12 protein-coding genes are annotated in these 15492 nt (G+C 44.6%); 4 read left to right on the forward strand and 8 right to left on the reverse strand.

Annotated elements, in window-relative coordinates; translation table 11 throughout:
- Window positions 1-423: 423 nt before the first annotated feature.
- From OO778_RS22255 to OO778_RS22280, 6 genes are read right to left on the reverse strand one after another with little or no spacing between them, the layout of a single operon-like run.
- Window positions 424-1083, reverse strand: coding sequence for an HAD family hydrolase (locus OO778_RS22255; RefSeq protein WP_074189831.1), 660 nt, complete (start codon window positions 1081-1083; stop codon window positions 424-426).
- 2 nt (window positions 1084-1085) lie between these two features.
- Complete coding sequence (locus OO778_RS22260) at window positions 1086-2105, reverse strand: ABC transporter ATP-binding protein (RefSeq protein ID WP_258615106.1); 1020 nt, start codon at window positions 2103-2105, stop codon at window positions 1086-1088.
- Window positions 2102-2890, reverse strand: coding sequence for an ABC transporter permease (locus tag OO778_RS22265; RefSeq protein ID WP_264911731.1), 789 nt, complete (start codon window positions 2888-2890; stop codon window positions 2102-2104). The genes OO778_RS22260 and OO778_RS22265 overlap by 4 nt, the downstream gene beginning before the upstream one ends.
- Before the next feature lie 2 nt (window positions 2891-2892).
- Window positions 2893-3783, reverse strand: a complete 891-nt coding sequence (locus OO778_RS22270) for an ABC transporter permease subunit (RefSeq protein WP_074189834.1) — start codon at window positions 3781-3783, stop codon at window positions 2893-2895.
- Window positions 3780-4604, reverse strand: a complete 825-nt coding sequence (locus tag OO778_RS22275; RefSeq protein WP_046873802.1) for an alkaline phosphatase family protein — start codon at window positions 4602-4604, stop codon at window positions 3780-3782. Before OO778_RS22275 ends, OO778_RS22270 begins: the two co-directional genes overlap by 4 nt.
- Window positions 4605-4616: 12 nt before the next feature.
- Window positions 4617-5684 carry an ABC transporter substrate-binding protein gene (locus OO778_RS22280; RefSeq protein ID WP_074189835.1) on the reverse strand — a complete coding sequence of 356 codons (1068 nt, stop codon included), beginning with the start codon at window positions 5682-5684 and terminating at the stop codon, window positions 4617-4619.
- Between the two features lie 210 nt (window positions 5685-5894).
- Between OO778_RS22280 and OO778_RS22285 the strand changes: the two genes are divergently transcribed.
- A complete protein-coding gene (locus OO778_RS22285; protein WP_264911733.1) occupies window positions 5895-6623 on the forward strand; it encodes a UTRA domain-containing protein in 729 nt (242 codons plus the stop codon).
- A gap of 62 nt (window positions 6624-6685) precedes the next feature.
- Here the strand turns inward: OO778_RS22285 and OO778_RS22290 are convergent, their stop codons facing one another.
- Complete coding sequence (locus tag OO778_RS22290; protein ID WP_005392697.1) at window positions 6686-8272, reverse strand: BCCT family transporter; 1587 nt, start codon at window positions 8270-8272, stop codon at window positions 6686-6688.
- 304 nt (window positions 8273-8576) lie between these two features.
- Here OO778_RS22290 and OO778_RS22295 point away from each other — a divergent pair, with 304 nt between their 5' ends.
- Window positions 8577-10985: a glycoside hydrolase family 2 protein gene (locus tag OO778_RS22295; RefSeq protein ID WP_264911734.1), complete on the forward strand. Its 2409-nt coding sequence runs from the start codon at window positions 8577-8579 to the stop codon at window positions 10983-10985.
- Window positions 10986-11227: 242 nt separating this feature from the next.
- Entirely contained in the window at window positions 11228-12154 is a 927-nt protein-coding gene (locus tag OO778_RS22300; RefSeq protein WP_005392445.1) for a LysR substrate-binding domain-containing protein, read from the forward strand.
- Window positions 12155-12248: 94 nt separating this feature from the next.
- Here the strand turns inward: OO778_RS22300 and OO778_RS22305 are convergent, their stop codons facing one another.
- A complete protein-coding gene (locus tag OO778_RS22305) occupies window positions 12249-13985 on the reverse strand; it encodes a BCCT family transporter (RefSeq protein WP_074189837.1) in 1737 nt (578 codons plus the stop codon).
- 319 nt (window positions 13986-14304) lie between these two features.
- On the opposite strand from OO778_RS22305, the gene OO778_RS22310 reads away from it, so the two are divergent.
- Window positions 14305-15492 (forward strand): aromatic ring-hydroxylating dioxygenase subunit alpha, encoded by a 1188-nt coding sequence (locus OO778_RS22310; RefSeq protein WP_053307899.1) that lies wholly within the window; start codon window positions 14305-14307, stop codon window positions 15490-15492.

Raw genomic sequence — 15492 nt, forward strand, 5'->3', positions numbered from 1 at the left:
GGTCGAACGTCCATATAAAACTGACAATAGGCTTGGTGAGAGGCTTACCACCAGCGCGACCAACGGAGCTAAAGTTAACATTGTTGCAATGATTGTTAAAATGTTAATTCTTCAATCAATGTTTTCATTATCGTTAGTCTGGATTGTGAATATGTTGTTCTATTGTTCCTGGAATGCTTGACTGTCGAATTTGAATACATCATGAGATATAGATGGCCCTTTCTTTATCCATTTTGGTTATATAAATCTTGTCATATCACACTGCTAAATCTTCATTATTTTTAATAATTCGACATGGCTTATGCCATTTTGTTACTGGTGTGTTTGTTTTTCGATGGTCTCAAATTTGAGTTCACGTATAACCAGGCAATTAAAGGAAAAGAGCAGCAGTTAGCTGCCCTTTATTGCTATAAAGACTGAAGGCTAATTCCAATGTAATAGCGTCCAATTTGATCGATTCGCGTGTTCTTTTAGTTGTGGGCATGGATTTACCAGGTAGGTGTAATCTGCGTATTCACATAAAGGCAAATCGTTGATTGAATCGGTATAGAAATGGATTTCAGAATAAGGCTCAGGCTGATTTTCTAGCCACTGTTTTAAGCGCGTGACTTTACCTTCACGATAACTAGGGACACCGTCGATTTCAGCAGTATAACGGTTGTCTTTCTCGATTAAATCGATGCCGAGTGCGGTTGGAATATTAAGACGGCGACCAACGGCTTCCACCAAAAAAGTGACGCTGGCAGAGATGATAACCATATCTATACCATCACGAGACAGTTGCTCAATCAGGGTTTTGGCTTGAGGAAACTGTTTAGCCAGAATATGGCTTTCAACACATTCTTCAACCAAGGCGTTTACTTCTTCAATCGGCATGTTTTCTAGTGGCTTCATGGAGAACGCTAGGTAATCTTCCATGTCCATTTTGCCTTCAGAGTACAAGGCCATTAGACGCTGATCTTCCTTAATAAATAAAGGATCAGTCGCGATGCCTCTCTCAACCATAAACTCGTTCCAAATCATTGCGCAGTCAGCGTTTATTAGGGTTTCATCCATATCAAAAACATACAAAGGTTTGGACATGTTTAGGCTCTCACTGGTTGAATTTCGTTTAGGTTAAAGAGTAGCTCTAGTTGGCTGCCATTCGCTAGTAAGCGTTCTGAAGAGCGGTTAAGCAAGTCCACAGTGAGCTCACACTCTTCAACGTTCACTTGATAGCGAATAACATTACCAAGAAGTTGGTGGTTGGTGATCGTACCTACTTGTGGCGCTGAGATGTGGCTTTCATATTGACGACCTTGCTCTTTTACATATATAGACTCTGGGCGAATCGCTACTTTCCATTCGGTATCAATGTTGAATAGTTGCTTGGCTTTATTGGCCTCTACAAGGTTGTAGTGTCCCATGAAACCGGCCACAAACTCGTTAGCAGGATGAGTATAAATTTCTTCAGGTGTTCCTGCTTGAACAATTTCCCCTTTACTCATTAGGAAGATACGATCAGACATAATCATCGCCTCTTCTTGGTCATGAGTTACGAAGATAGTGGTGAGATTCATTTCTTTCTGAATATCTCGGATTTGCTGACGAAGATGTTTGCGGATTTTGGCATCAAGAGCAGAAAGTGGCTCATCAAGCAATAATATGCGAGGTTTCACCACCAACGCTCGAGCGAGTGCGACACGCTGGCGCTGACCGCCAGAAAGTTGATGTGGATAGTGTTTTTCTTTACCTGCCAGATCCACCAGTTTGATGACTTTAGCTACTTCACGTCGAATATCATCATTCGCAAGCTTTTTCATTTTTAAGCCAAATGCAATGTTGCCTTCAACGGTCATATTGGGAAACAGCGCATACGATTGAAAGACCATCCCAATACCACGCTCTTGCGGGACTTGATGCGTGATATCTTCTCCGTTTACCCAAATCTCGCCGCCATCGACAGGGTTAAGCCCTGCAAGGCTGCGAAGTAGCGTCGATTTACCACAACCGCTAGGGCCCAAAAGCGTAATGAATTCACCTTGCTCGATGTTAAAGTGAATGTCCTCAAATACGGTGTTATCACCAAAACGTTTAGTCAGATTTTTCGCAGTGACGTAGCTCATTGTTTGACTCCTCGGCTGAAACGACTTGCCAACCAAGTCAGGAAAAAAATAAATAGGAAGTAGGTCATCACTAAGGCAGACGTGAAGTGGCCGCTTGTCTGACGCATGTTATACAAGTAGATTTGCAAGGTTTCATAACGTGTGCCGACCAAAATATTGGCGAACACAAACTCTCCCAATAGAAATGAAAATGAAAGGAAAAGCGATGCCATCAGCCCTTTTTTGAGGTTAGGTAAAATGACCACCAAAAACGCTTTGGTTGTGCTTGCCCCTAGCAAGTGTGCCGCGTCCATTAAATCATTAAGGTTAATTGCTTCGAAGCTATTGGAAATCGCACGATACATGAACGGTAACGCGATGGTGAAATAAGTGCCTATTAAAATCCAAGGGGTACCGATAAGAGATATTTCACTGTCAGCATAAAGTTGAAGCAAGCCGACGGATGACACCACTGGTGGTACAGCGAATGGTAGCAAAATTAGTACGTTCATGAGCTTATCGAGCTTCGGGAAGTAGTAAAACACCACGAATATCGCTGGCAGAACCAGAAGCACACTGAGGGTTAGCGAAGCAATACAAATAAACAACGAACGCCCAAACGCTTGCAAAAAACGTGGGTCGGTCAGCAATTTAACGTACCAATCAAAAGTGAAACCATCCGGAAGCACCGTGGCGCCCCAGCGTGATGAAAGCGAATAGACAAAGGTCGCTAAAATCGGGATGAGCATGATCCCAACAATGGAATAAACCACCGTTTTATGGAATCGAGTATTAACGTTGTGCATGACTACTTCCTACCTGCATAGCTTTTCGAAATGAGCCATTGGTTAATCACTGTGATAAAGGCAAGTAACGCCATTAGAATCACTGAAATCGCAGCGGCAAGATTAGGTTCAAGGAACAGATCTCCCGATACCAGACTCGCGATTCGAATTGTGATGACGTTATAGTTACCGGAGGTCAACGCATAAACACTAGCATATGCGCCAATCGCGTTGGCTATTAAGATAATAAAGGTACCGAACAAGGCTGGTGAGAGCACTGGCAGCGCGATTTTCGCCCAATACTGTGATGTTTTGGCTCCCAGTAGCGCAGCAGCGGCTTGCCAATCATCACTCAACGCGTCGAACGCAGGGTAGAGCAACAACATCGCCAGCGGGATTTGGAAGTAGATGTAAATGGCCAGCAGGCCCCATTTACCATAAAGGTCGAAATCACCGAGTAAGCCATACTGCTTGAGCAAAAGGGTAATCGCTCCATTGGTGCCCAAAATAATAATAAAAGCGAATGACAGAGGTACGCCTGCAAAGTTGCTGCTCATGTTCGTAAACGCAATCACACCGTCGCGGACTTTAGAATCGACTCTGCGTAGAGAAGAGACCAACAAAGTCGCAATGGCTAAGCCAAAAATGCTCGACCACACAGCTAACCACAAGCTGTTGCCAAACGCCTGCATCATAAAGGCGGAGTCGAGCACTTCAATGTAGTTATCTAAGGCAAACTCGCTATCGTAGATAAAGCTGTTTAACAGTACCCAAATCATCGGTGCGAGTTGAAATAGGTAGAAAAACAGCGCGAAAGGCACTAACCAAATGGCTGGCTTAAAGCGCTTTAACCAAGTACTTGCCAAATTTGAGCGTGATTCGCTAGAGCTTGGGGAGAGGACAGAACTGCTCATAGTGCTAACAATTCCTGAGTGTATGGCTTCGTGTGGTCAAGGTTTAGCAATTGACAAACGGTGCCACAAATATCAGTTTGCTTAATATGACAATCCTGATGGGTAAACTTATCGCCAATGACAAACAGAGGAACTTCTCGCTCTTCAGGTAAAATCCCACCGTGAGAAAGATCGTTGTTCATGCCATGATCGCTGGTCACAATGATTTGATACCCATCAGCAAGCCATTGTTCGATGTAGTTGGAAAGAATAATGTCTGCACCTCGCGCACAATTGCGGTATTGGCGAGAGTCTAGGCCAAACTTATGTCCTGTATCGTCGATATTCATCGGGTGGATCAGTAAGAAATCAGGTTGATAGTTTCGACGTAAATACTCTGCGTCCAGGAACAAGGCTTCATCAGGATAATGATCCCAATGGTAAAAGCAGCCGTGCTGGATATTCAGAGTTTCATCATGCGTGAAACGATCGCGAACAGGTTCAAATGGCGCGCGATTATAAAGCTCACTTACCCAGTGGTAGGCAGCCGCAGCGGTCACTTTGCCTTGGGCTTTTGCCAAACTGAAAATGGAATCGTGTTTGGATAGACGAACGATATTGTTGTTTACGATGCCGCTTTCTACAGGGCGAACGCCCGTTAAAATGCACTCATAAAGTGGGCGAGACATAGAGGGCAGCTCACATTGCACAGGATAAAGCGTTGCGCGAGTTTCTTGTTGGGAACGACTTTGTTCTAGAAGACCATTGAGGTAGCCCATGCAATCACGGGCTACCTGATAGTTCAGTCCATCTAGAACAACAAGGATGACCTTATTGCTCATAACGACTTACTCTTATTGCTGGTGGATTAAGACACTTTCTTGCCATTGACGTGGCAGCTTACGCGCGGACTTTTCCCAAGCTGAGAAGTCAGTCACTGGGTGAACATTGCTGTATTGGTCGTTAGCAATTAGCTTGTCTTGCACTGCTTGAGGCAGTGTGATGTTGGTGCGGATTGGACGCGCATAACCTTCTGCTAAGTTGATTTGCCCTTGATCGCTGAAGATGTACTCACGAGCAAGCTTTGCTGCATTAGGGTTCTTCGCATATTTATTGATTATGGTTGTATAACCAGAAATCACAGAGCCATCTTGAGGAATGCTCACTGTAAAGCGGTCGCGGTCAATTTTGTCGCGATAGTTCAACGCATTGAAGTCCCACATGATCGCCACTTCAACTTCGCCTTTTTCTAAGTTGGCGATGTTCGGATCGGTAAATGAAAGACGACCTTGCTTCGCGAGTTCAGAAAAGAATTTGAGCGCAGGCTTGAGGTTGGATTCGTCCCCACCGTTGGCGAACGCTGCGGCGAGAACTGCGTTGTTTGCCTGTGCTGCTACGCCGACGTCACCTACGGTCACTTTGTAGTCGCCTTTTAATAGGTCATCCCACGTTTTTGGCGCGTCTTTTACGAGGTTATTGTTGGAGATAAAAGAAATAGTGCCAGTGTAAGCAAGTGCCCAATGACCATCTTCGTCTTTTGCCCAATCTGGAATGTCATTCCAAGTTGTTGGTTTATATGGCTGAGTGACGCCTTTTTTAACCGCTACACGTGCGAAGGCAAAGCCTACGTCACCAATGTCTGCGGTCGCGTTGTTCTTCTCAGCTTCGAATTTTGCGATTTCTTGAGCCGAGCTCATATCTGTGTCTTGGTGCTTAAGGTTGTAGTTTGACTTTAAATCAGCCCAAGTGTCTTTCCAGTTCGCCCAACTGTCAGGCATACCTACACTGTAAACCGCCCCTTCTTTTTGTGCTGCGGTAACCAATGACTCAATATCGGCTTCTTTCGCTACTGTTGGTGCTGCGAGCGTTACCGCGATGATTGCCGCTGGTGCAGTAATTGAACGACTTAGCAAAGTTTTCATTGTCTCCATCCTTCTGGAGTAGGTCAGTAAGTTCGCTTTGTATGCTATGGATGGAATGTGACGATTTAGAGCAAGTAATTTGACAGTTTTTATTAATTTCTATGGCACTTATATTTCATACGCTCGGTATGTGTTCTGTTGATTAATGTCATATTTTTGTTACGCACACGCCTTATGTTGTTCATCAAATTATCGTTGGACTAGATCAGAATGAGAGCGACAGGCACCAGCCAATTTGGTACCCAATTAGGAAAAATTAGAAGCAGCTTAAAGCAGCAGATTCTTTCCGGCATCATGTCGGAAGGGCAAAAGCTGCCATCAGAAAGGGAGCTCAGTGAGCTATTTTCTACGACTCGAATCACTATCAAAGATGCATTGGTGTCTTTAGAAACAGAAGGCCTGATCTACCGAGAAGAGCGTCGTGGCTGGTACGTATCTCCAGAGCGGATCTGTTACAACCCGTTGTCTCGTTCTCACTTCCATCAGATGATTCGAGAGCAGCATCGTATTGCAGAAACCAAGTTACTCAACGTGCGAAGTGAAATGGCCGCAGGTGAGTATGCAAAATCGTTAGAGGTTGAGAGAATTACCCCAATTTATGTGATTGAACGGTTACGTTTTATTGATGGGCGAGCGGTATTGTTTGTTGAAAATATACTCAAATCAGCACTGTTTGAAGGTATATTGTCCGAGAACCTCATCATGTCACTGACGGGTATTTATCGTGAGACGTATGGCTACGAGACAAAGCGCTCTCGTTTTGATGTGATTCCAACGTCAGCACCTGCTCATGTCGCTAAAGCGTTGAACTTGGCTGAAGGACAGCCAGTTCTGAAAATTCGTCGAGTAAACTACAAACAAGATGGCAAATTAATGGACTGCGAATTCGAGTATTGGCGTCCAGATGCAGTGATGATTCGCATTGATAGCGTAGGATAGAGTGCAGAATTAAAAAGAGCCCAATGAAGGGCTCTTTTTCGCATATTGGTTAGAGAGGCGGTTTAAACGAGGCCTTGCTCTTTTGCCATTTTACTTGCTATGCCAGGCGCTTTCCAAATGCTTGGCAGCAAAATGAAAGACACAGGTACGGCGGTAATTACAATGAAAGACTGCAATGCAGAAATACCACCAGAGCCCATTGAGATAAGCGCAATAGCGACAATACCCATCATCAAGCCCCAGAATGAGCGAATCACTGCGTTTGGTTCCGTAGAGCCCGTCATTACCACACTGATTGTGTAAGTCATCGAGTCACCTGTCGTCACGATAAATGTTGTCGTTAAGATCAGGAACAGAACCGAAATGATCATTGGGTAAGGTAATTCACCGGTAATCGCTAGCAGTGCTGCAGGCAAGTTAAAGCCTTCAAACGCAGATGAAATCAAGCCAGGGTTATCAAGCTCAAACGCAAGGCCACTGCCGCCAACAATACTAAACCAGAAGCAAGTAATCAGCGGTGCTGCGATGCTAATAGACATGATCAGCTGGCGAATTGTACGACCACGAGAGATACGAGCAATAAAGATCGCCATCATTGGGCCATAACCGATAAACCAACCCCAGAAGAATACTGTCCACCAGCTTAGCCAGCCCGTATCACCACGGTAAAGCGCCATTGGGAAGAAGTTATCTACCATGCGACCAACGCCTTGTACGTAGCCATCAACAATAAAACTTGTCGGTCCAAAGAACAGGATGTAACCAATTAACAGCACAGACAAAATAATGTTGTAACGACTGACGATTTGAATACCTTTGCTCAAACCGCTTAGTGCGGAAAGGGTATACATCAGGATCGCTGCCATGATAACCATGCTTTGCGTTACGAACGTATCTGGCAGGCCAAACAATGAGTTTAGCGCGTAGCTAATTTGTAAACCTAAGAAGCCGATAGGGCCGATTGTTCCTGCTGCTACGGCAATAATGCTACATGCGTCAGCAACATCACCAATCCAGCCTTTAATGGCTTTATCGCCAAACACAGGGTAAAGCAGAGTACGCGGCTTAAGAGGCAGGCCTTTATCGTAATGCAAGTGCATTAAGACAATGGAAGATAAACCACCAAGGATCGCCCAAGCTAAGAAGCCCCAGTGCATAAAAGACTGAGATAGAGCATTGATTGCGGCAGTTTTCGGTGAAGCTTCACCGTATAAAGGCGGAGCAGTCACAAAGTGCGCGATAGGCTCAGCAGCGGCCCAGAACACACCACCACCTGCAAGTAAGGTACAGAGTACAATTGACAACCATTTAAAGTTATCAATATCAGGTTTCGCTAGACCACCTAGACGCACATAACCAGTGCGACCAAACGCAAGAGCCAAACCAATTAGGAAATTCAGAAGAAGCAGTACTTGCCAGTAAGCTCCGAAATATTTAGTAGCAAAGCCGAAGCCGGTGTTAACCATTGCGGTTAGAGAGTCGGTATTCGTTAGAGCAAGTAAAACGAATAGAGTGAGGAAGCTACCACTTAACCAAAAGACAGGATTGGTGAGTTCGAGGCGCTTGAGCAGAGATGGGGGATGAATAGCAGAATAGTCAGCATCCTGAATAGGCGCTGTGTGGGAGGCGGCATTCGTCATATTTGACATAATTACTTCGCTTTTTAGGGCTATGAAGCCGTGCATTTCCCCTCACATCGTTTCGACGAAAAGTGTGAGGATGTTCAAAAAGCCGATGATGTTAACATGTCGAAGTTGCAAATATAACCTTAGATTTCGATTAATTTTTAACAGGTTAGCCAAGTTACTGATTTTTGGGTAGAGATCAAAGGAAAGTGTTTTTACGTGAAGTGCACCGCATTTCGTATGTAAATAACATTTCCCTTGTTTTTGCATGGATTACTCAGGATTACATTGAGCAAACATGTTTCTTCTCCAAACTGAGGTTTACTCAATGGCTCACTTCGAACTTAATGGACCGTGGTTACTTACCTCGCCACAGCGTCCCGATATTGAAATTCCAATGTCTATTCCGGGCGATAATATTTCGGCGCTTTTACAAGCAGAGCGCATTCCGGATCCTTATTTTGCCGATAATGAAAACAAAGTTCGTTGGATTGAAGAGTGTGAGTGGCATATCTCGCGTGAGTTTGAAGTTGATGCGTTTACGTTGTCTGTCAAGCAAGTTTGGATGACGCTAACTCGTGTCGATACCTTGGCAACCTTCTATATTAATGGTGAGTTAGCACTAACTTGCAGCAACATGTTTACTCAACAACGAGTTGATATCAAACCTTATTTAAAACAGGGCATAAATACTGTTCTTGTTCAATTCGCAAGAGTCGATATAGAAGGTGTGGAACGCGCCAAAAAATTGCCTTTCCCAATCCCTTCCGCAATGGGAAATAATCAAATTCCGCACATGAATTTGATCCGAAAAACGCAATGTCATTCCGGATGGGACTGGGGCATTTGCTTGATGGTATCGGGTATTTACGACCCCATTCAAATCGACATTGTGAATGAGCTTTGGCTCAAAGGCTTCTCGACAGAGCAGCAATGGCAAGCCGATGAGAGTGTGTTTCTTGATGTAGTAGTTGAAGTGGAAACGGACAGTCAACGCCATGAACTGATTGTTGAATTTAATGGTGAGCGTCAATGTATTCAAACAAAAGGAAGTGGCCACTATCACTGCCAGTTCCACATTTCGGAGCCTCAACGCTGGTGGCCATCAGGTTATGGCGAAGCTTATCTTTACCCCATTACCATTTCTTGCAGAGAGCAAAAGTTAACGCGCAACGTTGGTTTGCGTCAGTTAACCCTAAATAACCAAGCTGATGAACATGGCTCTGCGATGGAGTTTATCGTTAATGGCGTACCAATTAATGCCAAAGGTGCCAACTGGATCCCTGTTGACGCAATGCCGGGGCGAGAATGCGAAACACGTTATCGCAACCTTTTGCAAAGTGCGGTTGATGCTAACATGAATATGATACGTGTGTGGGGTGGAGGTCAGTACGAGAGCGAGAGCTTTTACAATCTGTGTGATGAGCTCGGCTTGTTAGTGTGGCAAGACATGATGTTCGCATGTTCACTGTACCCATCTGATAATGACTTCTTAAAAGAGGTCGAAGATGAGCTTCGATACCAAATTCCGAGACTTAAGGAGCACCCATCAATAGCACTTTGGTGTGGTGATAATGAAGTGATTGGAGCTATTGGTTGGTACGAAGAATCTAAGCACAATAAAGTCAAATACACGGTTAACTACGATCGCCTCAACCGCATGATTGAGCAGGTGATTACCGAACAAGATAGCGTTCGTCGTTTCTGGCCAAGTTCCCCGTGTAATGGTGAACTGGATTTCGGTGACGCGTGGCATGATGATAGTAAAGGCGATATGCACTTTTGGGACGTTTGGCACTCAGGAAAATCATTCAATGCCTACCTTGACGTGAATCCTCGTTTTTGCTCTGAGTTTGGTTTTCAATCTTGGCCGTCTTTTGCAGAAGTTAAGCAGTTTGTCCCGGAGCAAGATTGGAATATCACGTCCCTAACCTTTGAACAACATCAGAAGAATCCTCGTGGTAACAGTATCATCACAGAGATGTTCACGCGTTATTTCCGTTTTCCCTCTGGATTCGAGAACATGCTGTATTTAAGCCAAGTTCAGCAGGCAATCGCGATCAAAACTGCGTGCGATCATTGGCGTGCCATTTCTCCAGTTTGTCGCGGCATGCTGTACTGGCAACTCAACGACAACTGGCCTGTCAGTTCTTGGTCTAGCTTGGAATACAGTGGTCGTTGGAAGCAGTTGCACTACCATGCAAAACGCTTTTTTGCGCCGCAGTATTTGGTATTTTCCGAGCATACAGGCAAGTTGAGCCTGCATTTGCTCAATGATGCCAAAGAGCCCGCAAGCGTCAACGCACTGCTCAAGTGGGTAGATTGGCAAGGGGAAGAAAAGCAATGTTGGAGCTTAGAACAAACGGTCATAGCAGACAGCAATACGATTTTGTGGCAATTGGATGAATTGATCGAGAAGGATGAACTTACGTCAGGCTTCCTCTATGTTGAAGCGCAAATCGGTGAAGACAGAATAAGCAACACATGGTTTTGCACTCACGAGCTGAAAACTTTGCCTATGGCAAAAGCCAATATTGATGTCTCTATTGAAGGAAGCCAAATTACATTGATTGCGGATAAGCCTGCGTTTTTTGTTCATTTGGAGAGTGATGCTGATGGAAGGTTCAGTGACTCCAGTTTTACTCTGTTGGTCAACGTTCCAATGACGGTTGAGTATTTAGGTGATCATGTTTCAGGTATGCAGCAGTCGTTGAGGGTATACCACCTTAATGATTAAAGCGGGCATAGAACATCTACATGCTGACAACTAAAAAGGGAGCGTTTGCTCCTCTTTTTGTGCTCGTTGTAGCCACGAAACTGTATACGGTTGCCTCTCTCACAACAATTTATGATTCATCTCTATTTTTTATCATTTATAAATTGTCGTTTTTGAGGTGTTGTCCAGAATGGCATTATCCACGTGCAACATAAGATTGCCGGGAATAAAAATAATTACAATACTGCCTTACTGGAAGATACATGAAAATCAAACCCCTCCCACCTTTAAATAGCCTCGTTGCGTTTGAAGCGTCGGCGCGGCATTTGAGTTTTACGTTAGCCGCTGACGAGCTAAACGTGACCCAAGGTGCTATCAGTCGCCAAATTAGACAATTAGAAGAATACTTAGGCAAGGCTATGTTCACGCGAGCCAATCGAAGTATTAATTTAACGCCTACAGGTCTTCAATATTATCAAGCTGTCAGCCAATCTTTGCTCGATATTGCTCAAATCACGGGTGAAGTGAAGAAATGGCAGGGCGAACAAAAGATCACGGTTGCGACGACAAACGCAATGGCCGCTTTGTGGTTGTTGCCTAAGGTCGCTCAATTTCAAAATGAACATGATGACATCGATATAAGGATTTTGGCCTCAGATAATGTGTTGGACTTACGCCGATTAGATTGCGATATCGCCTTGTTTTATTGTCGCACTCCACCTGCGGAAATGGATGTGACAACGCTATTTTCAGAAGAAGTATTCCCTGTGTGTAGCCCGCTTTATTTAGAGAAAATAGGCCAGCCTAGTGAGCCAGAAGAAATCTTCAATAAAACGTTACTCTATCTGGAAGAGTCTCAAAGAGATTGGGTGAATTGGGAGCAGTGGTTTGCGAGTGTTGGATTGCCAAATATTTCGCCTCGTAATCGCATGAACATTAATAACTATCCAATGCTGTTACAAGCGGCTATTAATGGTCAGGGCATCGCGTTAGCCTGGGGCTCATTAGTGGACGACTATTTACAAAGCGGCGCTTTGGTTAGGCCAGTCGAGCATGTTCTTTCAACACCTTCCAATTTTTCTATGCTTGAACCTAAAAATAGAGGTTTAATCCCAGCAAGCGTCAAACGTTTTAGAGAATGGCTTTTGCATCAGTTGCCAGATGAGGTGGGTGATCGAGGCTTAGCCTAAATCAATAAGCAGAGAAAATAACAGAGTTTGGTCATGTTAAAAAGCGGGAATATCAGTTCCCGCTTTGTTTGAATTGATTGGATGAAATGACGCACTAAGTGAGTGCTGGTCCTTGATTGAGTGTGGAATCATCTTTCAGCGAGGATGTTGAAGCGATAGGCTCGGAAGCCACAGTTTTGCTTTCAACAAGCGGTTCAACAGGACCATCAAGTTTCTCTTGCTCTGGGTGAACATGCTCTGGAAGCATTGCCCATGGCTTAGGTTCGCGTCGAATACTATGGAACAGCGTTAAGCTCATTACCGCGATAAAAATAGCGATAGGGAAACCGGCAATAATGGAGGCCGTTTGCATTGCTTTTAACCCTCCGGCGTATAGAAGCACTCCCGCAATGGCAGCGATCATGATCCCCCATAGTACCCGTATAGACGTAGGAGGCTCACTGTGCCCGGCGGCATCGAGGGTACATAGAACTAGGGTACCCGAGTCAGCTGAGGTAATGAAATAAGTACCGAGCAATAGACACGCAAGTACGCTAAGTAGTTTACCAAACATACCTGTATCTAGGTTGTCGAATAGCGTAAACAAAGCGCGTGTCGTATCAGCTTTAGTCGCTTCAAGAATCGGGCCGCCAGAAAAATCTGCAGGTGGTGTTTGTTTGGCTTCTTGTGCCGCAGTAACTTGCTCTTGATGAGCAACACGAGCGTCTTGCTCTACCTTCAACGCTGCGCCACCAAATACTGAAATCCATAAAAACGTGATCAGCGTGGGTACGATGAGAGCACCGCCGATAAGCTCACGTATTGTGCGCCCTTTAGAGATACGAGCTACAAACATGCCAACGAAAGGTGCCCAAGTCATCCACCAAGGCCAGTAATAAGCCGTCCACCAGTTTTGCCAGCCAGAGTCATTCTGTGCATCGCTCCATAAGCTCATACCGACAATGTTTTGTGCATAAAGCCCCGTGCTTTCAAGTAGCGTATTTAAGATATAGCGAGTTGGGCCAATATAAAGTACGACCAGCACGAGTGCGAGTGAAAGCAGCATGTTCCATTCTGATAAACGGCGAATACCTTTCCCTACACCAGATAGCACCGACGCAACCGCACAAGTACAAAGGGAAACGATAATAAAGAGTTGAATCCCCAAACTAATGTCTAGACCAAAGGCTTGATTCAAACCAGAGTTTATTTGGATAACTCCCATCCCCAAGGTTTGAGAGATACCGAAAGCAGTCACCGCGACTGTTAGGATATCAACCGTGTGCCCGATAGGCCCATAAATACGATCGCCAATCAAAGGGTACAAGATAGAGCGTAGGGTAAAAGGCAGATCTTTACGGTAGGAAAAGTAGGCTAATGCGAGTGCAACAATGATAAAGACAGACCAAGGATGTAGACCCCAGTGAAAGAATGTCAGTTTCATTGATGTTGTTGCGGCTTCATTGGTCAGGCCTTGAGTAAATGGGTTGTCAGCGTAATGCCACATCGGTTCGGCGACCGACCAGAAAATTAAGCCTATCCCCATGCCTCCGGAAAAAAGCATGGATACCCAAGACAAATAACTAAACTCTGGTTTTTCGTCATCTTTACTCAAACGAATATGTCCATATCGACTAACCATAAGATAAAGAAGAAAACCGACAACGAGTGAAACAAGTCCGATGTAAAACCACTTCATATTCTGCAGCAAAATGCCGGAAATCGTTTCGAAGTATTGGCCCGCTTGGTTGGCGAGAATGGCGCAGAAAAGTACAAAACCGATAACGACGATCTTTGATGCGATAGTCACAGTCGGATTGAGTCCTTTCAATATCCCAGATGTTGCTCTCATAGGCATCCCTCACAGTGCTTTTGTTTTAGCGTTATTGTTTGTTGCGTTATTGTTAATTTTTGAAAGAGAGTAGAGAGAGGGCTTTTGTGTTTCAACTGATTAATACTCATCGGTTAATGAGTATTAATCATGACAAGAAGAACCTTGTTAATTAAAAGGTTGTTTTGTTGTTTGAGATCAATGCATGAATGACAAAAACTCATCCAAACCCGGCGAAAAAGTCGTTTGTTTGTTGCTGGGTTGTTAATCAAAATCATCTCCACTAACACAACACGATGTTGTACGCACTGGATGCAACTCGACTCTCGGAGATAAGAATATGAGCAATGTCAACCAAACCATTATTCCTGTTGAACTTGTTGATAATGTACTGAACCCAATCAGTGAAGCAACAGGAATGCCGAATCAGGCCTACACCAGCGAAGAGTATTTTACCTTTGAGCGTGATCAGGTGTTTGGTAACACTTGGGTATGCATTGGTTTTGCATCAGACCTGCTTAAAAATGGCTATGTGATGCCACTTGATTTCATGAATCTTCCACTACTCATGATGAGAAATCGTCAAGGTGAAGTCCAAGTCTTCCACAACGTATGTAGTCATCGTGGTATGAAGCTGGTGCATGAGGCAGGCGAAGTTCAAGGCATGATTCGCTGTCCTTACCATTCATGGACGTACGATCTTGACGGCAATCTAAAAGGCACACCACACATCGGTGGTATCGCAAAACACAAAGATGATCGATTTAAGTGTGAAAAACATGGCCTTAAGCCACTTCGTTCAGCCGTTTGGATGGACATGGTATTCGTCAACTTATCGGGCAATGCAGAAAGCTTTGAAGAGCATATCGCGCCGCTAGAGCAACGTTGGCAGCAATTCTTAGGTGAAGAAGGATTAGGGCTTCTTCGCCGCGTGAACATGGGTGGCAACTTAGAGATAGAAGTGAAAAGTAACTGGAAGCTTGCCGTAGAAAACTACTGTGAAGCTTACCACTTACCTTGGGTGCATCCGAGTTTGAACAGTTATTCTCGCCTAGAGGATCACTACAACATCATGTTTGCAGAGCGTTTTGCTGGCCAAGGTAGTCTCGCATACAACCTCTCTGATACTGCAGGAACACACTTACCTAAATTTCCAAGCTGGCCAGAAGATAAACTGCGTCATGCAGAATATGTTGCACTCTTTCCAAACGTGTTGCTTGGTATTCAAGCCGATCATGCCTTTGCGATGATGATTGAACCAATCACTGCGAATAAGAGTGTTGAGCACCTACGTGTTTTCTATGTGGGTGATGAAGCAACGAAAGATGAGTTCGCTGCGTGCCGTACTGCTACCGTTGAGTCATGGCGAGTCGTATTCGGCGAAGATATTGGAGCGGTCGAGGGCATGCAGGAAGGTCGTTACTCACCTGGCTTTGGTGGTGGTGTGTTCTCACCAGAAATGGATGTTCCGACGCATTTCTTCCAAACCTGGTTGGCAAAGCAAGTGAAAGCGGCCCTGGAGCAGTAA

The sequence above is a fragment of the Vibrio sp. STUT-A16 genome (assembly GCF_026000495.1).
Taxonomy (GTDB): domain Bacteria; phylum Pseudomonadota; class Gammaproteobacteria; order Enterobacterales; family Vibrionaceae; genus Vibrio; species Vibrio diabolicus.